The organism is Rhodococcus sp. P14, from assembly GCF_000256505.1.
GTDB lineage: Bacteria > Actinomycetota > Actinomycetes > Mycobacteriales > Mycobacteriaceae > Rhodococcus > Rhodococcus ruber.
Map to the genome: position 1 here is coordinate 1 of NZ_AJFC01000209.1, position 21542 is coordinate 21542.

Annotated in this window: 16 protein-coding genes and 1 riboswitch; of the genes, 6 read left to right on the forward strand and 10 right to left on the reverse strand. The window is 71.0% G+C overall.

Annotated elements, in window-relative coordinates; translation table 11 throughout:
- Positions 1-1994, reverse strand: a 1994-nt coding sequence (ftsH, locus tag OEY_RS0114705) for an ATP-dependent zinc metalloprotease FtsH (protein ID WP_010594618.1), incomplete at its 3' end; no start/stop codon positions are given.
- Between the two features lie 227 nt (positions 1995-2221).
- Between ftsH and OEY_RS0114710 the strand changes: the two genes are divergently transcribed.
- Entirely contained in the window at positions 2222-4366 is a 2145-nt protein-coding gene (locus OEY_RS0114710; protein ID WP_010594619.1) for a protein kinase domain-containing protein, read from the forward strand.
- Here the strand turns inward: OEY_RS0114710 and hpt are convergent.
- From hpt to dacB, 4 genes are read right to left on the reverse strand one after another with little or no spacing between them, the layout of a single operon-like run.
- The gene (gene hpt / locus OEY_RS0114715; RefSeq protein ID WP_003938265.1) at positions 4354-4908 is read right to left on the reverse strand and encodes a hypoxanthine phosphoribosyltransferase; all 555 of its coding nucleotides are present in this window, start codon (positions 4906-4908) and stop codon (positions 4354-4356) included. The genes OEY_RS0114710 and hpt overlap by 13 nt on opposite strands.
- Positions 4909-4928: 20 nt before the next feature.
- Positions 4929-5927: a tRNA lysidine(34) synthetase TilS gene (tilS, locus tag OEY_RS0114720; RefSeq protein WP_010594620.1), complete on the reverse strand. Its 999-nt coding sequence runs from the start codon at positions 5925-5927 to the stop codon at positions 4929-4931.
- Positions 5928-5929: 2 nt separating this feature from the next.
- On the reverse strand, positions 5930-6970 hold the full coding sequence (locus OEY_RS0114725) for a zinc-dependent metalloprotease (RefSeq protein WP_010594621.1): 1041 nt from the start codon (positions 6968-6970) through the stop codon (positions 5930-5932).
- Entirely contained in the window at positions 6961-8367 is a 1407-nt protein-coding gene (dacB, locus tag OEY_RS0114730) for a D-alanyl-D-alanine carboxypeptidase/D-alanyl-D-alanine endopeptidase (RefSeq protein WP_010594622.1), read from the reverse strand. The genes OEY_RS0114725 and dacB overlap by 10 nt, the downstream gene beginning before the upstream one ends.
- A 170-nt stretch (positions 8368-8537) precedes the next feature.
- On the opposite strand from dacB, the gene OEY_RS0114735 reads away from it, so the two are divergent.
- Entirely contained in the window at positions 8538-9029 is a 492-nt protein-coding gene (locus tag OEY_RS0114735) for an inorganic diphosphatase (RefSeq protein ID WP_003938269.1), read from the forward strand.
- A gap of 54 nt (positions 9030-9083) precedes the next feature.
- Here the strand turns inward: OEY_RS0114735 and OEY_RS0114740 are convergent, their stop codons facing one another.
- Both OEY_RS0114740 and OEY_RS0114745 read right to left on the reverse strand, forming a co-directional pair.
- A complete protein-coding gene (locus OEY_RS0114740; protein WP_010594623.1) occupies positions 9084-10187 on the reverse strand; it encodes an SRPBCC family protein in 1104 nt (367 codons plus the stop codon).
- An 11-nt stretch (positions 10188-10198) separates the two neighbouring features.
- Positions 10199-11029 (reverse strand): crotonase/enoyl-CoA hydratase family protein, encoded by an 831-nt coding sequence (locus tag OEY_RS0114745; RefSeq protein WP_010594624.1) that lies wholly within the window; start codon positions 11027-11029, stop codon positions 10199-10201.
- 147 nt (positions 11030-11176) lie between these two features.
- Between OEY_RS0114745 and OEY_RS0114750 the strand changes: the two genes are divergently transcribed.
- Entirely contained in the window at positions 11177-11698 is a 522-nt protein-coding gene (locus OEY_RS0114750) for a 2-oxo-4-hydroxy-4-carboxy-5-ureidoimidazoline decarboxylase (protein WP_010594625.1), read from the forward strand.
- 95 nt (positions 11699-11793) lie between these two features.
- Positions 11794-12267, forward strand: a complete 474-nt coding sequence (locus OEY_RS0114755; protein WP_010594626.1) for a YbaK/EbsC family protein — start codon at positions 11794-11796, stop codon at positions 12265-12267.
- 46 nt (positions 12268-12313) lie between these two features.
- Here OEY_RS0114755 and OEY_RS0114760 read toward each other — a convergent pair whose 3' ends face one another.
- Positions 12314-13633, reverse strand: coding sequence for an aminotransferase class V-fold PLP-dependent enzyme (locus tag OEY_RS0114760; protein ID WP_010594627.1), 1320 nt, complete (start codon positions 13631-13633; stop codon positions 12314-12316).
- A gap of 66 nt (positions 13634-13699) precedes the next feature.
- Positions 13700-13815, reverse strand: a riboswitch (SAM riboswitch).
- Between the two features lie 245 nt (positions 13816-14060).
- On the opposite strand from OEY_RS0114760, the gene OEY_RS0114765 reads away from it, so the two are divergent.
- Together OEY_RS0114765 and OEY_RS0114770 are read left to right on the forward strand one after the other, a co-directional pair.
- On the forward strand, positions 14061-17975 hold the full coding sequence (locus OEY_RS0114765; protein ID WP_010594628.1) for a Pls/PosA family non-ribosomal peptide synthetase: 3915 nt from the start codon (positions 14061-14063) through the stop codon (positions 17973-17975).
- Entirely contained in the window at positions 17918-19333 is a 1416-nt protein-coding gene (locus OEY_RS0114770) for a M1 family metallopeptidase (RefSeq protein ID WP_010594629.1), read from the forward strand. The genes OEY_RS0114765 and OEY_RS0114770 overlap by 58 nt, the downstream gene beginning before the upstream one ends.
- A gap of 4 nt (positions 19334-19337) precedes the next feature.
- Here OEY_RS0114770 and OEY_RS0114775 read toward each other — a convergent pair whose 3' ends face one another.
- On the reverse strand, positions 19338-20519 hold the full coding sequence (locus OEY_RS0114775) for an MFS transporter (RefSeq protein WP_228287212.1): 1182 nt from the start codon (positions 20517-20519) through the stop codon (positions 19338-19340).
- Positions 20520-20602: 83 nt separating this feature from the next.
- Positions 20603-21244: a GntR family transcriptional regulator gene (locus tag OEY_RS0114780; RefSeq protein ID WP_010594631.1), complete on the reverse strand. Its 642-nt coding sequence runs from the start codon at positions 21242-21244 to the stop codon at positions 20603-20605.
- Between the last annotated feature and the right edge of the window lie 298 nt (positions 21245-21542).

Below are 21542 nucleotides of genomic sequence, written 5' to 3' on the forward strand. Positions count from 1 at the left end.
TGGGGCTGGGGCTGCGGCTGGGCAGGCTTGGTGAAGGACGGGCGCACCGCTTCCGGCGGCCACGGCTCACCGCGTTCCTTCGCCCGCTCGGCCGGCGTCTTGATGGGGGGCTTGTCCGACGGCGTGCGTCCACCGAAGTCGTTGAACTCGGTGATCCGCGGCCGCTTCTCGACGGAGGCGAGGATCCGCTCGAGATCCTTGCGGGTGAGGGTCTCGTGTTCGAGCAGTTCCCCGGCGAGCACGTCCAGCACGTCGCGGTAGTCGTTGAGGATCGCCCAGGCTTCGGTGTGCGCGGCCTCGATGAGGTTGCGCACCTCCTCGTCGATCTCGCGGGCCACCTCGTGCGAGTAGTCGGACTGCACGCCCATCGAGCGGCCGAGGAACGGGTCGCCGTGTTCCTGCCCGTAGCGGACGGCGCCGAGGCGGGCACTCATGCCGTACTCGGTGACCATCGCACGGGCGATCTTGGTGGCCTGGTCGATGTCCGAGGAGGCACCCGTCGTCGGCTCGTGGAACACGAGTTCCTCGGCCGCGCGGCCACCCATGGCCATCACCAGGCGGGCGATCATCTCCGAGCGGGTCATCAGGCCCTTGTCGTCCTCGGGGACGGTCATCGCGTGACCGCCGGTGCGGCCGCGGGCGAGGATCGTCACCTTGTAGACCGGCTCGATGTCCGGCATCGCCCACGCGGCGAGCGTGTGCCCACCCTCGTGGTAGGCGGTGATCTTCTTCTCGTGCTCGCTGATGATGCGGCTCTTGCGGCGCGGGCCGCCGATCACCCGGTCCACCGACTCCTCGAGTGCGGCCTCGGTGATCACGGTGCCGTTCTCGCGCGCGGTGAGCAGCGCAGCCTCGTTCACGACGTTGGCCAGGTCCGCGCCGGACATGCCGACGGTGCGCTTGGCCAGTCCCTCGAGGTCGGCGTGCTGGTCGAGCGGCTTGCCCTTGGAATGCACCTGCAGGATCGCCCGGCGCCCGGCGAGGTCGGGGTTGGTGACCGGGATCTGCCGGTCGAACCGGCCCGGCCGCAGCAGGGCCGGATCCAGGATGTCGGGACGGTTGGTGGCGGCGATGAGGATGATGCCCTGCCGGTCCCCGAAGCCGTCCATTTCGACGAGCAGCTGGTTGAGCGTCTGCTCCCGTTCGTCGTGGCCGCCGCCGAGGCCGGCACCACGCTGACGGCCGACCGCGTCGATCTCGTCGACGAAGATGATGCAGGGGCTGTTCTGCTTGGCCTGCTCGAACAGGTCGCGCACGCGGGACGCACCGACGCCGACGAACATCTCCACGAAGTCCGAACCGGAGATGGTGAAGAACGGGACGCCGGCCTCACCGGCGACCGCGCGGGCGAGCAGGGTCTTGCCCGTGCCGGGAGGGCCGTACAGCAGGACGCCCTTCGGGATCTTCGCGCCGAGGGCCTGGTAGCGCGCCGGGTTCTGGAGGAAGTCCTTGATCTCGTACAGCTCTTCGACGGCCTCGTCGGCACCGGCGACGTCGGCGAACGTGGTCTTGGGCATGTCCTTGGTCAGCTGCTTGGCCTTGGACTTGCCGAAGCCCATCATCCCGCCGCGGCCACCGCCCTGCATGCGGCTCATCACGAAGAAGAACACCCCGAGCAGGATGATCATCGGGAGCACGAACAGCAGGATCGACGTCAGCCAGCTCTCCTGGGTGACGGTGGTGTCGAACTTCTCGAGGCCCGCGCCGGCGACCTTGTCGAAGATCTGCTCGGACGCCGACTCCGGGTACTTGGCGAGGATTTCGGTGTCGTCCCCGGTCGCCTCGTTGCCGCTCTTCAGCCACAGGCGTACCTGCTGCTCGCGGTCGTCGATCTGCGCTCGGCTGACGTTGTCCGCATCGAGCTGAGCAAGCGCGACAGACGTGTCCACCTTGGTGAAACCGCGGGTGTCGTCGCCGAAGTAGCTGAAGGCGTAGATGACCAACAGGATGCCGGCGACGATCGCCAGATTACGGAACACTGTCTTGCGGTTCATACAGGTTCGGCCCGGCCGGCCGGTCCTTTCGATAGTGCGGTCATCATCGTGGTCGTCCCGAGGAGTCCGGCGACGAACCGGACACCGCAAGGTTACCGCGTGTACGCGCAGCGTTGCCCTCGCGCGCCCGCACGGTTCGAGGGGTCAACGTCCGGGGCCACCCGGAGGTTCCCACCGGTCGCGTCAGCCGCCTGCGGGCACGGGCCCCACCGTGGTTATCATTTCGCATGGCCATGCAGGAGCCGGAATCTGCAACCGAGGCCGACCCGACCCATTCCGCTGCGGCCGAGCCGACCCGCACGGTTGCGGCCGATCCCACCCGTACAGCCGAGGCGGAGCCGACCCGCACCGCCGAGGCCGAGCCGACCCGCACCGCCGAGGCCGACCCGACCCGCACCGCCGAGGCCGACCCGACCCGCACCGCCGCCGTGGAGCTCACCCGTACGGCCGATGCGCCCACCGAACCAGCCCGTACCAGCGCGGTCGTCCCTCGCGGCGAAGCGACGACCGAGCCGTTCCCGGTCCGCGTCCCGACCGGTATCGACGACGTCGAAGCCGGGAACCGGATCGACGACTTCGACCTGCTCACCAACCTCGGCCGCGGCGCCTTCGGGCGGGTGTTCCTGGCCCGGCAGCACTCGATGCAGCGGCTCGTCGCCGTGAAGATCTCCCCCGACCGCGGTACCGAGGCCCAGACCCTCGCCCAGCTCGACCACGACTACATCGTCCGTGTCTTCGACCAGCGGATCCTGCCGGACCACGGCCTGCGGCTGCTGTACATGCAGTATCTGCCGGGTGGGACGCTGCTGCGGGTGCTGCACCGGGTGCGCACCACCCCACCCGAGCAGCGCAGCGGCCGGCTCCTGCTCGACGTCGTCGACGAGACCCTCGCCGAGAAGGGGGAGATCCGGCCCGCCGAGTCGACCGTGCGCAGCCGGCTCGAGAACCTGAGCTGGCCCGAGACCGTCGCGTGGCTCGGGCGCCGGCTCGCATCCGCACTGGACTACGCCGATCGGCGCGGAGTGCTGCACCGCGACGTGAAGCCCGCCAACGTTCTGCTCACGGCGGAGGGCGTGCCCAAGCTCGCCGACTTCAACATCAGTTTCGCCGAGTCCGTCGGTGGCACGTCGGCCGTGGCGTACCTCGGCGGGTCCCTGGCGTACATGTCGCCCGAGCAGCTCGAGGCGTGCCATCCCGGTCTGCCCGGCACCGCCGCGGACATGGACACCCGCAGCGACATCTACGCGCTCGGGGTCATGTTGTGGGAACTGCTCACGGGTGGCCGGCCCAACAGCGAGGACGACCTGGGCGCCGAAACCCTGCCCGCACTCGAGACGATGCTCGCGCGGCGACGCTCCGGACTGACCGCGGCCGCGCGCGAGCGGATCCCGGCCGACTGCCCCCAGACTCTGCTGCGGGTGCTCGCGAAGTGCCTCGAACCGGATCCGGCGGATCGGTGGGCGTCGGGTGCGGAGCTGGCACAGCAGTTCGACCTGTGCCTCGATCCGCGGGCCCGGGACCTCGTCGACCCGCCGCCGCACAGCTGGCGCGCCCGGCTCCGGCGCCCCGTGGTGCCGATCCTCACCGCCGCAATCGCGATCCCGAACGTGCTGGCCGCGCTCTACAACTACCAGCACAATGCGAACCTGATCGTCGACCGGCTCCCACCGGACACCCAGCGCGAATTCGAGCAGCTCGCGCTGATCATCAACGGGATCACCTTCCCGCTCGGCACGGTGATCATCGTGTATCTGTGCCGACGGTTGATCACCGTCCCGCGCGGTCTGCACCGCGGCCGCAGCTACGACGCGGTGGAACTCGCCCGGGCGCGGCACGACGCACTGCTGATCAGCGATCGCGTCGCCGCCGTGGTGATGACCCTGTGGACGGTCGCCGGCATCGCGTTCCCGGTGGCACTGCACTTCGTCGGCGGCAACATCGACGGCCCCTCCGCCGCGCACTTCCTCACGTCGATCCTGGTGTGCGGGGCGATCGCCGTCGCCTATCCGTTCTTCCTGGTCGCCTTCTACATGGTGCGATCGTTGTATCCGGCCTTCCTGCCGCACGGGGCGACCGACGCCACGGATGCCCGCGAACTCGAGGGCCTGCACCGCCGCAGTGTGCGCTACCTGGCGCTGGCGGCGGCCGTTCCGCTCGTCGGGGTGGCCGGCGTGACGTACCTCTCACCCGAGGAGATCCAGCAGGTCCTCGTCGCGGTGCGGGTACTGGCGGTGGGCAGCATCGCCGCGTTCGTGCTCGTGTACTGGTTGTTCCGCATCATGGAGGACGACCTGCGCGCCCTGCAGCGCGGCGTGGCCCCGACCCGGGCGACGCGCGAGCCGGTGAAGCCGGGCCCGGATCAGTCGGTGTAGACCTTCGGGTCGAGGGTGCCGATGTACGGCAGATCGCGGTAGCGCTCGTCGTAGTCGAGGCCGTAGCCGACGACGAACTCGTCCGGGATGTCGAATCCCACGTCGGCGACGTGGACGTCGACCTTCACGGCCTCCGGTTTGCGCAGCAGCGTCACCACCTCGAGGGACGCCGGGTTCCGGGAGGAGAGGTTGCGCATGAGCCAGGACAGCGTGAGGCCGGAGTCGATGATGTCCTCGACGATCAGCACGTTCCGGCCGGCGATGTCCTTGTCGAGGTCCTTGAGGATGCGCACCACGCCGGACGACGAGGTGGACGACCCGTACGAGCTGACCGCCATGAATTCCATCTGGGTGGGGATCGGCAGCGCCCGCGCGAAGTCGGTCATGAAGAAGATCGCGCCCTTGAGCACGCCGATGAGCAGCAGATCACCTTCCGGTGCGCCCACCGGATAGCGCGCGGCGATGGTCTCGGCCAGCTCCTTCGTGCGCTGTTCGATCTGTTCCTCGGAGATCAGTACCGACGCGATGTCGTTCTCGTACACCGGGTTCATCCTGCCTTCCCTCAGTCGTCCGCACCCTGTCGCCGGCCGACGAACTCGACGATCAGCCTGCCACGCCGACGCGTGACGACCAACCTGACGCCGGGCTGCGGCCCGCCGCCCACGGCGACGCCGCCCTGGCCGCGCCACTGCCCGATCAGGTCGTCGACGGCTCGCAGCTTGCGGTCCGTCGGGGCGGAGGCCCCCGAGTCGAGCAGCCATCGTCGCAGGACCCGTCGTCGTACCGCGACGGGCGTGCCGGCGAGGACGTCCACCGCCAGCCCGGTCCCGGCCCGGGCCTCCCCCAGCCGGCGCCCGGCCAGTTCCTCCAGCGCGTCCTCGTCCTCGCGCAGCTGCGCGGCCGTGCGCGCGAGGGCCGGTGCGACCCCACCGCCGAGCACGTCCTCGAGCAGCGGCAGCACCTCCTCACGCAGCCGCACCCTGGTGAAACGACGGTCGCTGTTGTGCGCGTCCTCGTAGGGCGTGTACCCCAGTTCCGCACAGGCCCGGCGGGTGACGTCGCGACGCACGCCGAGCAGGGGGCGCCCCCACGGCTCGTCGAACTCGCACATGCCGCGCAGGGAGCGGGCCCCGGAACCGCGGCCCAGCCCCAGCAGCACCGTCTCGGCCTGATCGTCGAGCGTGTGCCCGAGCAGCACCGGCAATCCCGCCCGGGCCTCGTCGAGGGCCCGGTAGCGCGCCGCACGCGCGGCCGCCTCGGGACCGCCGGGGCCGGTCACCGCGACGCGGACGACCTGTACCGACACGCATCCGGCCGACCGGGCGAATGCCGCGGCGCGGGCGGCGACGTCGCCGGAGCCGGGCTGCAGGCCGTGGTCGACGACGACGGCGTGCACCGAATCCGCCTCGGCGACGGCGGCGACGGTCAGAGCCGACGAGTCGGCGCCGCCGGACAGGCCGACCGCGACGGACCGGCCGTGGGTCGCGACCCAGCGCCGGACGGCCAGACGCACCTCGTGGACGGCAGGGGTCTCGGGCAGGAGCGGTCGATCGGACGACACCGTCAGGCCAGTACCCGTGCGATCCACGCGTCGGGGTCGTCGATCTCGGCGAGGGTCGGCATCGCGTCGGGTCCGCTCCAGACGGTGTTGAACCGGGCCATGCCCACCCGTTCGACGACGGTGTCGACGAACTTCTTGCCCTGCACGTACTGGGCCATCTTGGCGTCCATCCCGAGCAGTGCACGGACGATGCGGTGGACGGGGTTCACGGCGCGCCGGCGACGGTTGTCGAACGCGCGCCGGATCTGCGCGACGGCGGGCACCACGGAGGGTCCGACCGCGTCCATCACGTGGTCTGCGTGGCCCTCGAGCACGGTACCCAGGGCCAGCATGCGGTCGAGGGCGGTGCGCTGGGGTTCGGACTGCACCGCTCGGACGAGACCGAGCACACCGCGCTCGGCCATGGGCTTCTCCTCCCCCGGCCGGCGATCGCGCAGGACCCCGGTGATCCGGCCGGCGAGATCGGTGAACGACTCGTCCACGGTCCGGCCCAGCTCCGCCGCCGCCTCGCGCATCAGGTCCGCCATCCACGGGGCCTCGGCGAACTGCACGCGGTGGGTGACCTCGTGCAGGCACACCCACATCCGGAAGTCGGCGGTGGGCACCCGCAGCGCCCGCTCGACGGCGACGACGTTCGGGGCCACGAGCAGCAGCGACCGCGAGAACGGGTCGTACTGACCGAGCACGGCGGTGGACAGGTACGCGAGCATCGCGCCGGCCTGCATGCCGGCGGGCTTGCCGACCCACCGGCCCTCGGTGGGCCCGGAACCGGTGAGGTCCGCCATCGACCTGGCGGCGGCGTGCACCCATTCGGACCGGTCGACCACCGCGGCCGGCGGCACGTCTCGCCCGTCGCCGAGGCCGGTCAGCTCCCGCACCGGTGGCTCGGCGCGGTCGGCGGCCGAGGCCAGCTCGGCGACGACGGTCTCGGCGGTGTACCGCGACATCGCCGGGCCCGGCCGGGTCAGGCGCGCTCCGACCCCGGCCGCGAACTTCCAGTCGATCGCGTCACCCAGCGTCCGGTCCCGGTCGGTCATCGGCATCCGCATCCTCGGAGGGTCGCCGCCACCGCGTCGAGGGCAGGTCGGCTCTCGCCCGGCGAACGGTCGTTGGACAACAGGGCGAACGTCAGCACCCGGCCGTCGGTGTCGACGACGAATCCGGTCAGACCGCTCGCCTGCGACAGGGTGCCCGTCTTCGCGCGAACCCAACCCGCCCCGTCGCGGTTGGTCGAGGCGTAGCGCTCCGAGAGGGTGCCGGTGGCGCCCGCGACCGGCAGGTAGTCCAGCATCGGGCGCAGCGACGCCTGTTCGGTTCCGGCGGCGGCGGCCATCACCGCGTCGAGGAGCCGAGCGGGAATCCGGTTGTCGACGGACAGGCCGCTCACGTCGTGGAGGGTGAGCCCGGTCAGGTCGAATCCGGCCTCGCGCAGGGCCGCGGCGACGCTGTCGACCGCGCCGCGGAAGGACGGCTCGACACCCTCGGCCGCGGCGATCTCGCGGCCGACGGCCTCGGCCAGGACATTGTCGGAGTAACCCATCATCTGCCCCAGCCGATCGCGCAGCGGCGCCGACTGCACAGCGGCCAGCGGAGCCGCTCCGGGCCGGACTGTCCCGGTGGCGACCCGGGCGGGGTCCGCGCCGAGCGCGGCGGCGAGGGCCCGGCCGGCATCGAGGGCGGGGGTGGGGGTGCGCGGCGACTCGTCCTCGAGGGGGTTCAGCCGGCCGCCGTCGAGCATCACCGGTTCGATCGGCGCCACGGAGCCGCCGGCGATGTCGGCGGGGAACCATCCGGTGGCCAGGGCGTCACCGGCGTAGGCACCGGTGTCGACGAGCACCGTGTCGACGACGACGCCGCTGCGCTGGATCTGCTGCACGAGGTCGGCGATGCGCGGGGCGCCGGCGTAGAAGCCGGGCTCGCCGGGGGGCTGGGCGGTGAGGGTGGGATCGCCACCGGCGACGAGCACGATCTCCCCCGGCCGGCTGCCCTCGACGACCTTGGTGGTGACCCGGTGTTCGGCGGGCAGGGCGAGCAGCGCTGCGGCGGCGGTGAGAACCTTCGTCGTCGACGCCGGGATCATCGGCCGGGCCGGGTCCTTCGACCACAGCACGGTGCCCGTGGCGGCGTCGGTGATCGAACCGGTGAAGTTGCCCAGCCCCGCGTTCCCCAGCGCCGGCGCGAGCGTGGCGGCCAGGGCGGGGCCGGTGGGGGCGAGGGCGTCGGCCGGTACCGGGGCCACCTGCGGGGTCGCGGTGACGGGCGCCGGTGCCGGCGCTATCGCGGCGGCGGCCTCGCCGCTGCGGAAGTCGGAGAGCGCGAAGGCCCCTCCCACGAGCAGCGCGACGGTCCCCGCTGCCCAGATGGTGAACAGGATCCGGAGGTTCCGGCGGCGCCGTCCCGCCAGTGTGCCCAGCTTCTTCTTGCCCTGCCCCGCCAACACGCCTCCGCTGTGTCGAATCCCGCGGCGTTCGCCCCGGCGAATCCCGCGCCCTGGTGACCGCCCCGGTGGTCCGGCACCTGCGCCACCAGCGTAGCGCCGACCCGTTATCCTCTGTGCGGACCATCACCGCAGATACGGCAGTCGTATCGATCTACAAGTGAGGACACGGCGTGGAGTTCGAGGTCACCATCGAGATCCCCAAGGGGCAGCGCAACAAGTACGAGGTCGATCACGAAACCGGCCGCGTGAAGCTGGACCGCTACCTCTACACCTCGTTCGGCTACCCCGCCGACTACGGCTACATCGAGAACACCCTCGGCGAGGACGGGGACCCGCTGGACTGCATGGTGCTGCTGCCCGAGTCCGTGTTCCCCGGCGTCATCGTCGAGGCCCGTCCGGTGGGCATGTTCAAGATGGTCGACGAGGCCGGCGGCGACGACAAGGTCCTCGCCGTGCCCGCGGGCGATCCGCGCTGGGACCACGTCAAGGACATCAGCGACGTCTCGCAGTTCGAACTGGACGCGATCAAGCACTTCTTCGTCCACTACAAGGACCTGGAGCCGGGCAAGCACGTCGAGGCCGCGGACTGGGTCGGCCGCGCCGAGGCCGAGGCCGAGGTCTCCGCGTCGATCGAGCGCCTGAAGGCGAACGGCGGGCACTGACCCCACGCGCCGTTCGGGCTCCGCGGCCGCCGGCTGCGGAGCCCGAACGCGTTCTCAGCCGCTGCGCTCGATCGCGTCCCGGATGTCGGCGAGCCGATCGAGCAGGCGCGGCCGGAGCCGGGCGTCCACCCGCGCCGACCACGGCCGCAGCAGGCGCCGCGACCGCAGGACGACGTGCTGTCGCAGGAGACATCCCTGCGGGGTGGACTCGATCCGGTAGTCGACGTGGCCGGTGAACCAGGCGCTGCGGAAGTCCATCGCGAGCAGGTCCGGGTCCTCGATCGCGGTCACGACGCTGTCGACGGGCATCCACCAGCCGGGCGCGAGCCGCACCCGCTCGTGCCACCGGGTGCCCTCGGTGGTCGGACCGGACGGGGACTTGCCCGTCCGGACGCCGCTGCGCGCCGGTGCGCCCACGTGGTCCTGCACGTCGGCGAGCAGCGCGAACACCATCCCGGCGGGTCGGCGCACCGGAATCCGAAGCCGGAAATCCATTGGGGTTACTGGACTTTCGTCGACCGGCGGCGGACCGCCCCGTCGGCGCCGCGCGTGTTGCTCCGCTCGGTCCCGGATCCCCAGCAGCATTCGCCGGGACATCACGAAGTCGCCCACGTCCATGAGGACGGCCCAACCGACCGCGAACGGCGACGGGGGAATCCGGAATCGCACGCGATGCACCAGTCGGCTGCGTCCGGGCCCGTCCGGACGCAACGTCAGCGCGACGGTGACCGAACCCCCGTCGTGCGAGTGGGCATACACGAGGGAACGTCCGGGATCGATCGACTCCACCCGGAAGGCGGCCGGGGAACCCGCGACCAGCCGGACCCGGTCACCGACCTCGAGCCGCTGCAGTTCGGGCCGGATCTCGCGGGCGCTCGGCTTCCCGCCGTTGTCGACGAGGTCGTAGCTGTACCAACCGGCACGGTCCCCGGCGCCCATCTGGACCAGCCACGGCCACACGTCCTCCGCCTCGGCCACGATCGACACCGCTCGGGTCGCCGACAAGTGAGGCCGGGGCACGATCTCGTCCCCCGGCATCCGTCCGGCCACCTCGGTCCTCGTCGCACCCCAGTGCAACTGCCAGGGCCGGTAGACCGTCAGATACACCAGCGGGACGGCCGGCAGCAGCCGGCCGCCCCACGTCAGGACCGGGCGCACCCGTCCATCCTCTACCGGCCCCGGAACTCCGGGGGCCGCTTCTCGAAGACCGCCGCGACGGCCTCGGTCAGATCCTCCGACGGCAGGAACGCGGAGTTCCAGGCCGCGACGTAGCGCAGGCTGTCGTCGACGCGCGGCGAGCGGCTGTGGTCGAGAACGGCCTTGATGCCGTGCACGACCAGCGGCGGATTCGCCGCGATCTCGGCGGCGGTGGCCTGTGCGGCGGTCAGGACGGCATCCGCGTCCTCGAAGACGTCGTTGACCAGACCGATCTTCTCCGCGCGTGCCGCGTCGATGTCCTTGCCGGTGAGGGCCAGCTCGCGCAGGTGCCCGTCGCCGATGATCAGCGGCAGGCGCGCGAGACTGCCCACGTCGGCGACCATCCCGACCTTGACCTCACGGACGCTGAACTTCGCGTCGGCGCTGGCGTACCGGATGTCGGCCGCGGAGATCAGATCGACGCCGCCGCCGATGCACCAGCCCTGCACGGCCGCGACGACGGGCTTGCGGCAGTCCGCGACCGCGGTGATCGCCGCCTGCATCCGCTTGACCATCTCGTGGAACTCGGTGCGCGGGGCGGCCAGCGCCTTGTCCGCGAGGACCTTGCCCAGGTCGCCGCTCATGGCGGGCAGGTCGAGACCGAAGGAGAAGTGCTTGCCGGCGCCGGCGAGCACGACGGCACGCACGTCCGGATCCGCGTCGAGCTCGCCGAACAACAGCGGCAGCTCGGTCCAGAAGTCGGGGCCCATGGCGTTGCCTTTGCCCGGACCGACGAGGGTGACGAGCGCGACGTGGTCCGCGACGTCGACCGTGAACGCTTTCCAGCGAGATTCCTGAGTCATTACTCGAGAGTAATATGCAGGCGTCGCTCCGCTGTCACGGACCGCTCGTTACAGCCCGGAAAATTCCGCGCTCTGCCCCTGGTGGCCGCCCCGCCGCGGACGGATCCTGGGGGTACGAACGGTCCGGCCCGCAGAGGAGCGACTGTCATGCTGATGCACCAGGGCATCGGTCTGGGTGCCTTCAACGCCCTGTCCCGGCGGGGCGCCACCCATGCGCTGTACGAGTGCTGCGCGTCGCTCACCTGGGCCCAGGCGGTGGCGGCGGGACGTCCCTATGCGAGCTACTCGGAACTGTTCGCCCGCGCCGACGCCGCCCTGTTCTCCGCGAGCGACGCGGAGATCGCGGAGGCCCTCGACTGCCATCCGGTGGTGGGCCGCCGGCGCGGCAGCACCGCCTCGCGGCTCGAGCAGTGCTCGCTGTGGGACGAGGACGAGGCCTTGACGGCCGCGATCACGGCCGCCGCCGCCGCCTACGAAGAGCGCTTCGGGTACCGCTATCTGTGGTGCCCGCAGGGCCGCGGACTGCAAGAACTGCTGACGGACCTGAACCACCGGCTCGCACACGACCCCGAGGCGGAACGCAAGGTGTGCACGGAGGAACTCGCCAAGATCACCCGCACCCGGCTCGAGCGCATGCTCGGACCCGAGGACGGCTTTCCGCTGTATTGACCCCCGACTGTATCGACTCCGACCGTATCGACCTCGGCCGCGGCCGGACCTGCCGATCGGAGCCACGGACGGCGGCGGACTCCTAGGCTGGAACCATGTCCGGGACACTGCATCCGAATGCCGCTCGGGTAGCCGACACGCTCATCGCGCGCGGTCACCACGGGTTGATCACGACCCAACCGGAGTCGGTGCACACCGCCGAGCAGGCGGCGGCCGTGCTCGGGGTCGACGTGGGAGCGATCGTCAAGTCGCTGGTGTTCCTGCTCGACGACGAACCGGTACTGCTGCTGGTCTCGGGTGCCCACCGGGTGAATCCGGAACGAACCGGCAAACGCCTCGGCGGTGCGCTCGTCGCGGCGCCCCCGGACGTGGTCACCGAGGTCACGGGTCAGACCGTCGGCGGCGTGGCACCGCTCGGGCATCCGACGAACCTGACCACGTACGTCGACACCGCCCTGGCTGCTTTCCCCCAGCTCTGGGCCTCTGGCGGGCATCCACGCACGCTGTTCCGCACGACGTTCCGCGAACTGATGCGCATCACGGCAGCCGTCGACGTCGACGTCGACTAGACCTGCCGGTCCGGACGGCCGGTGCGGCAGTCCGCCCGGGAAGCGGTCAGCTGCACTGCGCCGCCCCGGCGGTGGACTCCGCCAGGCCCGGACGGGTCTCGGGCGACGGCCCCCACAGGCCGTCGGTCTTCGCGTAGGTCCAGCCGGGACCGGCATCCACCAGCGTGTGCAGCGCGTCGAGCAGACGATCCACGTCGGCGGAGGAACTGCCGAGACCGAGCGAGGCACGAACCGCGCCGGCGGGCAGTCCGACCCGGGCGAGCAGCGGGTGCGCGCAGAACCGGCCGTCGCGCACCCCGATTCCGTGCTCGGCGGACAGATACGACGCCACCTCGCCGGGCTCGAAGCCGGCGACCGTGAAGGTGACGATGCCGACGGAGTCCGGGGAGTCGCTCCACAGCCGCAGGATCTCGACGCCCTCGACGCCGCGCAACCCGTCGAGCAGGCGCCGGCACAACGCCTCCTCGTGCACGGTGACGGCATCGGCGTCGAAGCCGGCGAGCGCGTCGCACGCTGCGGCGAGCGCCGCGACACCGAGCACGTTCGGCGTGCCCGCCTCGTGTCGCGCTGGGGCACAAGCCCATTCGGTGTGATTGAGACTGACGTCGCGGACCGCACCACCCCCTGCGAGGTACGGTTCCGCGACGTCGAGCCAGTCCCGGCGCCCCACCAGAGCACCGGCACCGAACGGAGCGTAGAGCTTGTGCCCCGAGAATGCGAGGTAGTCGACGCCGAGCGCGGTGAGGTCGATCCGCCGGTGCGGAACCAATTGTGCTCCGTCGACGAGGATCCGGGCACCGCAGGCGTGCGCGACGTCGGCGAGTTCGGCGATCGGGAGGACCTCGCCGGTGACGTTGGAGGCGCCGGTGACGGCGAGCAGCGCAGCAGGCCTGCTGCACAGTTCGGCGACGAGCCGGCGGACGGTCTCGGCAACGGTGTCGGCAGCCTCGACGACGCGAGCATTCTTCCAGGGCAACAGGTTTGCGTGGTGTTCGACGTCGAGTACCACCACGTCGCCGGGCACGGCTCCGGCCAGGAGGTTGAGCGAGTCGGTGGTGTTGCGGGTGAAGACGACCACCTGATCGTCTGCGGCGCAGACGAATCGGGCCACGGATTCGCGGGCCTGCTCGTAGCTGGTGGTGGAGATCCTCGAGGCGTAACCGGCACCGCGATGCACGCTGGCGTAGTACGGCAGGAGTTCGGCGATCCGCTCGGTGACCGCTTCGAGGGCCGGCGCGCTCGCCGCGTAGTCGAAGTTGGCGTAGGTGCAGGCACCGCCCTGCACCAGGGGCACCTGAAGATCACATCCGGTGACCCGGGCGAACGGTGCGATACAGGTGTCGGCGGTCAGTACAGCGGCAGTCATGACGTTCCCTCGTCGTTCAGGGATTCGCCGGTGGTCGCCTCGTCGCTCGAGTGCGATCACGGTCCGAATCCGCGCTTGCCGTGTCCGGTGTGGAAACACGGCCAGGTCGTCACCCGGAGCACCCCACCGCGGAGGAGGGTTGCCGACCAGCTAGCCGGGGCTTGTCGCTGGTTCTCGTGACCTGCGGAAGAGGATGGCAAAAGCGCGCACGGATGTCAAACCGGGATCGCACCGTCCGTCGTCCGGCACGCGAATCCCCAGGGAGAGGCGGTTTCTCGCCCAGAACCGGACACCGGCCGGGATTCCGGCGCCCGGGAGGCGGAGAAATTCCACCGCGCGCGTGGGCACCGACACACCCGATGTTCACCCTCCGTCCACCTGACCGTGAGATAACCGGACGTACGCACCACCAGGCCGAGAGAAGGACATGCGATTGCCTGCCCAGCCCACGACGGATTCGGATCGGTCGTATCGCATCCCCGAGGAGTTCCTCCGCTCCTCCCATGCTCCGGCCCCTCGCACCCTCGTCGACATCCTGCGTGCCACCGCCGACACCCACCCGGACGCTCCGGCCGTCGACGACGGATCCGTCACCCTCAGCTACACCGAACTCGTCGAGGAGGTCGTCGCCTGCTCCTACCGGCTCGCCGACGCGGGAGTCGGGGGCGGGGACCGAGTCGGCGTGCGCATGCCGTCCGGCTCCGCGGACCTGTACGTGACGATCCTGGGCATCCTCGCCGCCGGCGCGGCCTACGTGCCGGTGGACGCCGACGATCCCGACGAACGCGCCGAACTCGTGTTCGGGGAAGCGCAGGTCACCGCCGTCGTCACCGCCGACGGCATCGGCCCGGGCACCGCGCCGCCGTCGCCGCAGCCGCAGCTGCGCGGTCCGCGTCTCGACGACGCCGCCTGGATCATCTTCACCTCCGGATCCACCGGCACCCCCAAAGGGGTCGCGGTCAGCCATCGCAGCGCCGCCGCCTTCGTCGACGCCGAGGCCCGGCTGTTCCTGCGCGAGAACCCGATCGGCCCCGGCGACCGCGTACTGGCCGGGCTGTCGGTCGCGTTCGACGCGTCCTGCGAGGAGATGTGGCTCGCGTGGCGGCACGGCGCGTGCCTCGTCCCCGCGCCCCGCTCGCTCGTGCGGTCCGGGATGGACCTCGGACCGTGGCTGGTCTCCCGCGACATCAGCGTCGTCTCCACCGTTCCCACCCTCGCGGCGATGTGGCCCGCCGAGGCGCTCGAAGCGGTGCGGCTGTTGATCTTCGGTGGGGAGGCCTGTCCGCCGGATCTCGCCGAGCGGCTGGCTGTGCCCGGGCGCGAGGTGTGGAACACGTACGGGCCCACCGAGGCCACCGTGGTCGCGTGTGCGGCGACGATGGACGGCACCGGCCCGGTCCGCATCGGCCTGCCGCTCGACGGCTGGGACCTCGCCGTGGTGGACGGCGAGGGCCGGCCCGTCCCGGAGGGCGGCACCGGCGAACTCGTCATCGGCGGCGTCGGACTGGCCCGCTATCTGGACCCGGCCAAGGACGCCGAGAAGTACGCTCCCATGCCCACCCTCGGCTGGGACCGCGCCTACCGCAGCGGCGACCTGGTCACCCTCGACCGCGCGGGGCTGCTGTTCCAGGGACGTGCCGACGATCAGGTCAAGATCGGCGGCCGGCGCATCGAACTCGGCGAAGTCGACAACGCTCTGCAGAACCTGCCCGGCGTCGCCGGCGGCGCGGCCGCCGTACGCAAGACCGCGGCCGGGCACTCGATCCTCGTCGGCTACATCGCCAGCACCGACCCCGAGTTCGACCTCGCCTCCGCGCGCGACCTGCTCGGCGAGCAGCTGCCGGCGGCCCTGGTCCCGAGACTGGCGCTGGTGGACGAACTGCCCACCCGGACCTCCGGCAAGGTGGACCGCAACGCGCTTCCGTGGCCGCTGCCCGGCGCGGAGGCCGCCGCCGCCGAGGCTCTCGGCCTCGACCCGACCGCCGAGTGGGTCGCCGGGCTGTGGGTGTCGATTCTCGGCACCCCGATCGAGAGCATCGACGACGACTTCTTCGAACTCGGCGGCGGCTCCCTCGCCGCGGCCCAGCTGGTGACGGCCCTGCGCGAACGCTATCCCGCGATGACCGTCGCCGAACTGTACGACCATCCGCGACTCGGCTCGCTGGCCGAGTACCTCGACGACCTCGCGCCGTCCGCTGTGGTCGCCCCGCGGCAGGTGACCCCCGTTCCGCGCCGGGCACAGCTGCTGCAACTCGCCGTCACGGTGCCACTCACCACTCTCACGGGGCTGCAGTGGGTGACCTGGCTCGCGATCGCGAACAACGTCTTCTCGCTGTTCGTCGACGTGCCGTGGCTCGCTCCGGCGTCGTGGTGGTGGGTGACCATCGGCATCCTGCTGTTCCTGACCCCGCTCGGCCGCATGTCCGTCGCCGTCGCCGGGACGCGGCTGCTGCTGCGCAACCTGCAACCCGGCACCTACCGGAGGGGCGGCAGCGAGCACCTCCGGCTGTGGACGGCGCTGCGGCTGTCGGAGGCCAGCGGTGCAGTGAACCTGTCCGGGGCGCCGTGGATGCTGTACTACGCCCGCGCGCTGGGCGCGAAAGTCGGAAAGGGCGTCGACCTGCACAGTCTGCCGCCGGTCACCGGCATGCTCGAACTCGGGGACGGCTGTTCCATCGAACCCGAGGTCGACCTGTCCGGACACTGGATCGACGGCGACGAGGTCCACATCGGCAGCATCCGGATCGGAGCCGGCGCGACGGTCGGCGCCCGCTCGACTCTGGCCCCGGGCGCCCGAGTCGGCAAGAACGCCGAGGTCGCCGCCGGCTCCGCCGTGTTCGGCCGCGTCAAGGCCGGCCAGCACTGGGCCGGCTCCCCCGCCCGGAAGGTCGGCAAGGCCCTGCATCCGTGGCCCGCCGAGCCGCCGCGGCGTGCCTCGTGGTGGGTGCCGATCTTCGGCCTCACCTCGATGGTGCTGGCCTCGCTGCCGATCGTCGCGATCGGCGCCGGGCTCACCCTTGTCGGATGGTGGATCCGCGACGCCGCCGACCTCACCGATGCGTTGCTCCGCAGCGCGGCGATCCTGCCGGTGGCCGCCCTGCTGACCTTGTTCGTGTTCGCCGCCCTCACGGTGCTGTCGGTGCGTGCCCTGGCCGTCGGCATGACCGAGGGACACCATCCCGTCCGCAGCCGCGTCGGCTGGCAGGTGTGGGCGACCGAGCGACTGATGGACAGTTCGCGCACGTTCCTGTTCCCGCTCTACGCCTCGATGCTCACGCCGGGCTGGCTGCGACTGCTCGGCGCCGACATCGGCAAGGACGTCGAGGCCTCCACCGTGCTGATGGTGCCCAAGTTCACCCGCGTCGCCGACGGCGCCTTCCTCGCGGACGACACCATGGTCGCCAGCTACGAGCTCGGTGGCGGCTGGCTGTACATCTCCCGTGCCAAGGTGGGCAAGCGCGCGTTTCTCGGCAACTCGGGTATGGCCGCCCCGGGGCGACGGGTCCCCAAGTACGGACTCGTCGCGGTCCTCTCGGCTGCGCCGTCGAAGGCCAAGTCGGGTTCCTCGTGGCTCGGCAGCCCACCGGTGCGGCTGCGTCGCGCCGCGAACGAAAGCGATTCGAGCCGCACGTTCGCGCCCCCGCGGCGGCTGCGCGTGGCCCGTGGCTTCGTCGAGACCTTCCGCCTGCTGCCGATGATCGTCACGTTCGGTATCGGCCTCGGCGTGCTGTTCGCCCTGCAGTCGCTGGCGACCTCGGTGGGGTACGCGCCGGCCGCAGCACTGAGCGGACTGGTGCTCATCCTCGCCGGCGCCGTGGCCGGCGTCGTGTCCGTCGCCGCCAAATGGGTGGCCGTCGGACGCATCGGCCGGGAGGAGCACCCGCTGTGGAGCTGGTTCGTGTGGCGCAACGAGGTGGCCGACACCTTCGTCGAAACGGTCGCGGCACCGTGGTTCGCCCGGCCCGCCACCGGGACGGCCGTGATGAACCTGTGGCTGCGTGGCCTGGGCGCGAAGATCGGCCGCGGGGTGTGGTGCGAGAGCTACTGGCTGCCCGAGGCCGACCTGGTGACTCTCGGTGACGGCGCGACGGTGGAACGCGGGTGTGTCGTGCAAACGCACCTGTTCCATGATCGGATCATGTCCATGGACACCGTCACGCTCGGCGCCGGCGCCACCCTCGGCCCCCAGTGCGTCGCACTGCCCGCCGCCGGAATCGGGGCCGGCGCCACCGTCGGCCCGGCCTCGCTGGTGATGCGCGGCGACGTCGTTCCGGATTCGACCAGATGGCAGGGCAATCCGATCGCGCCGTGGTCGCACCCGAGCGATTGGTCCCCGCTGTGAAGCCGGGGAACGACCCGAAGAAGACCCGCGAGAACGGCAGGACCTCGAAACCGGACGCGCCGATCGATCCGTACCTGCCCCGCAGCGGCAACCGTGGGTACCGCGTGTCGAGGTACGAACTCGATCTGAACTACCGGGTCGTGGCCAACCGGCTCACCGGCACGGCCACCGTCGTCGCCACCACCACCGACGAGCGTGGCAAGTTCGCGCTCGACCTCGCGCCGACGATGCGGGTGACGAAGCTGTCGGTCAACGGGTCCCGGCCCGCCAAGTACGCCCAGCGTGACGGCAAACTCGTCGTCACCCCCGCCCGGAAGATCCCCGTGGGCGGCGTGCTGACGATCGTCGTCCACTATCACGGCACACCGAAACCGATCCGCAGTCCCTGGGGCGAAGTCGGCTGGGAGGAACTCGAGGAGGGGGCGCTGGTCGCGAGCCAGCCCAACGGCGCCTCGTCGTGGTTCCCCTGCGACGACCATCCCGGCGCGAAGGCGAGCTACCGGATCACGGTCACTGCCGACTCCCCCTTCCAGGTGATCGCGAACGGCACCCTGGTACGCAAGACGACGAGGGCCAGCCAGACCACCTGGGTGTACGAGCAGCCCGAACCGATGGCGACCTACCTGGCCACGGTGCAGATCGGGAACTACGAGACCCGCAGGTTGTCCGAGACACCGGTGCCGCTCGTCGCGGTGCATCCGCCGCGCCTGCGGGCGAACTTCGACCGGGACTTCGGCCGGCAACCACAGATGATGGAGATCTTCTGCCGGCTCTTCGGGCCGTACCCGTTCCCGCACTACAGCGTCGTCGTCACCGAGGACGAACTCGAGATCCCGATCGAGGCGCAGACCCTGTCGATCTTCGGCGCGAACCACTGCGACGGCACCCGGAGCGAAGAGCGGCTCGTCGCACACGAACTCGCGCACCAGTGGTTCGGCAACAGCCTCACCCTGTCACGGTGGCGCGACATCTGGCTGAACGAGGGCTTCGCCTGCTACGCGGAGTGGCTGTGGTCGGAGAACTCCGACGGGCCGTCGGCGCAGACGATCGCCGAGGACGCGCACCGCGGGCTCGGTCGCAAACCTCAGGACCTACTCCTCGGTGACCCCGGGCCGGACCTGATGTTCGACGACCGCGTCTACAAGCGGGGTGCCCTGACGCTGCACGCACTGCGCCTGCGCCTCGGCGACGAGAAGTTCTTCGCGCTGATTCGGCAGTGGACCGCGGAATACCGGCACGCGACCGTCACCACAGATCAGTTCACCGACTTGGCGGCCCGATTCGCGGACGCGCCGCTGCGTCCACTGTGGGACGCGTGGCTCGCCGAGAAGGCACTGCCGCCGATGCCCGAGGCGTGAGAGGTCAGGCCGGTACTCGTTCCGGCAGGTGTGCCTGCCATTTCACCAGGACGAGCACCAGGCACGCGGCCGCCGCGACCGCGCCCACGACGAACATGGCCGGGTAGGTCAGGACCGGGTATGTCTGGGACAGGTACACCATGACGGCCGGCACCGCGAACCCCAGATAGCTCAGCGAATAGAACACCGCGGTGAGCCCGGCGAGGTCGTCGGGGCGGGCGATACGCTGCACTTCCTGCAGGCCCGACACCAGCGCCATGCCGTAGCCGCAGCCCAGGACGACCGCCGCCAGCAGAGCGAGCGGCACGGTCAGGGCGGCGGCCGCGACCGCCGCCGTGACCATCCCCACCACGAGCAACGTCAGTGCCACCGCCACCGCACGGGCATTGCGGGGGGTGTCGATCCGGCGGCCCAGCGACTGGATCGCGAAACCGGCACCGAGGGCGACGACGCACAGCAGCGCCGAGAACGCGATCGGGGCGTCGCCGCTGTGGCCGGTCATCAGCGCCGGGAGGATCGCGTACGCCGAACTGGCGGCGCCGAACACCCAGGGAGCAACGGGGGCGATCACGAACAGGAAGCGGGCGTGCCCGGCCGCCGGGATCTTCAGGTCTTCGCGCAGCGCGGTCCGCTCCGCTTCCGGCTGCGCCGGCCGGGTCTCCGGCGTCCGCAGCAGTGCCACACCTGCGCCGATACTCAGCCCGATATGCACGAGGTAGGACAGGGCACTGGGCATCGGCGCCCACTGCGCGAGGGCACCCGCGATGCCGGCCCCGACGCCGAAGCCGGCGGTCAGGCTCATCGCGGCCCGTCGTGCCCCGGCGCCGGGCGTCGCGCGCGGATCCCAGCGCGGGTCGGACAGTTCCTTCAGCCAGCTGCCACCGACCGCCATGCCGAGTCCGAGCGCGATCCCGCAGAGGATGCGACCGAGGATGAGCAGCGCCGCGGAGTCCGATCCGAGGGCGAGCACCGCGGAACCGACGAGGGCGACGAACGGTGCGGGCACCATGACAGGCCGACGACCGAGCCGGTCGGAGAGCGGACCGCCGACGAGCAGGGCCGGCACGATGCCCAGGACATACGCGAAGAGGAACAGGTCGACGACGACCGGCGCGAAACCGTGTTCGAGCCGGTACATCACCAGCAGCGGGGTGAACTCGTTGCCGCCCCAGGCGACAGCGAACATCGCGGCGGCCACGAGCAGCCACGTCCTGCGAGGAACGGCATCCGTACCGGTGGGCAGACGGCCCGGTTCGGTGGCAGTTGCGGTCACAGTCGTCCCCCTCCGAGTCCGTGCACCTCACGCATGTGCACGTCGAGCACCGCGTCGAATGCGTCGGCGTCCCCGGCGGCGACGAGATCCACCAGATGCGTGTGGTCGGCGATGATCTTCTGCAGCTGCGCCGGATCCCGGGCGACCGAACGGGCCGTCATCCGTCGCTGGCGCTCCCGCAGGCCGGCATAGAAGGTGTCGAGAAGCGGATTGCCGCCCGCGGCCACGATGCTGCGGTGGAAGTCGGCGTCGGCACCGCTGAAGGCACCGACGTCACCACGCTCGGCAAGCTCGCGCTGCGTGTCCAGACTTGCGCGCAGGGTGCGTCCGAGTCGCTCTCGCGCCGGCGGAACAGAGGCGACGGCGCGTACCGCGTGGGTCTCGAGCAGCCGTCGCGCATCGACGACGTGCTCGGCCTCCCCGTCCGCCACCGGAACGACCAGTGCGCCGCGCTTGGGGTACAGACGCATCCAGCCCTCGGCCTCGAGACGAAGGAAGGCCTCGCGCACCGGGGTACGGCTGCACGACATCCGGGTCGCGATCTCCCCTTCGCTGATCAGATCGCCGCCGGGTAACTCGCCCGACAGGATCAGTTCCTTGACCTCGCGATAGACCGACTCGGCCGCTGAATACGACATAGACACAAGATGTATTTATACCGGATGCCGTCGGAGTGGCGCCACGCGGCCCTGTCCCGTGCGAAAGGCCGCCCAGGTGAACGACTGCCTGCGGCGCTGGGAGCAGCCATACTCGAAGACGCCGGGAAGAGGAGAGGCGGGAGGAGGATGACGAGGCAGGGACAGGCCCGGAGTGACCGTCTGCACGCGGCTGCGATGGGAAGCGTCGCCACCGGCGTCGCGGCGTACTGGCTCGACTACTTCACCGCCGGACACGTCCGGTCGTCCGACCCGAGTTGCACCAGATTAGTGTGCCAAC

What these genes read in the sequence shown, in the direction of transcription:
- OEY_RS0114710 (WP_010594619.1), top strand. Translation starts at nt 2,222, where the DNA reads ATGGCCATGCAGGAGCCGGAATCTGCAACCGAGGCCGACCCGACCCAT.
- OEY_RS0114750 (WP_010594625.1), top strand. Translation starts at nt 11,177, where the DNA reads ATGCTGATGCACCAGGGCATCGGTCTGGGTGCCTTCAACGCCCTGTCC.
- OEY_RS0114765 (WP_010594628.1), top strand. Translation starts at nt 14,061, where the DNA reads ATGCGATTGCCTGCCCAGCCCACGACGGATTCGGATCGGTCGTATCGC.
- OEY_RS0114770 (WP_010594629.1), top strand. Translation starts at nt 17,918, where the DNA reads ATGGCAGGGCAATCCGATCGCGCCGTGGTCGCACCCGAGCGATTGGTC.
- OEY_RS0114775 (WP_228287212.1), bottom strand. Translation starts at nt 20,519, where the DNA reads ATGTTCGCTGTCGCCTGGGGCGGCAACGAGTTCACCCCGCTGCTGGTG.
- OEY_RS0114745 (WP_010594624.1), bottom strand. Translation starts at nt 11,029, where the DNA reads ATGACTCAGGAATCTCGCTGGAAAGCGTTCACGGTCGACGTCGCGGAC.
- OEY_RS0114760 (WP_010594627.1), bottom strand. Translation starts at nt 13,633, where the DNA reads ATGACTGCCGCTGTACTGACCGCCGACACCTGTATCGCACCGTTCGCC.
- OEY_RS0114755 (WP_010594626.1), top strand. Translation starts at nt 11,794, where the DNA reads ATGTCCGGGACACTGCATCCGAATGCCGCTCGGGTAGCCGACACGCTC.
- OEY_RS0114780 (WP_010594631.1), bottom strand. Translation starts at nt 21,244, where the DNA reads ATGTCGTATTCAGCGGCCGAGTCGGTCTATCGCGAGGTCAAGGAACTG.
- OEY_RS0114725 (WP_010594621.1), bottom strand. Translation starts at nt 6,970, where the DNA reads ATGCCGATGACCGACCGGGACCGGACGCTGGGTGACGCGATCGACTGG.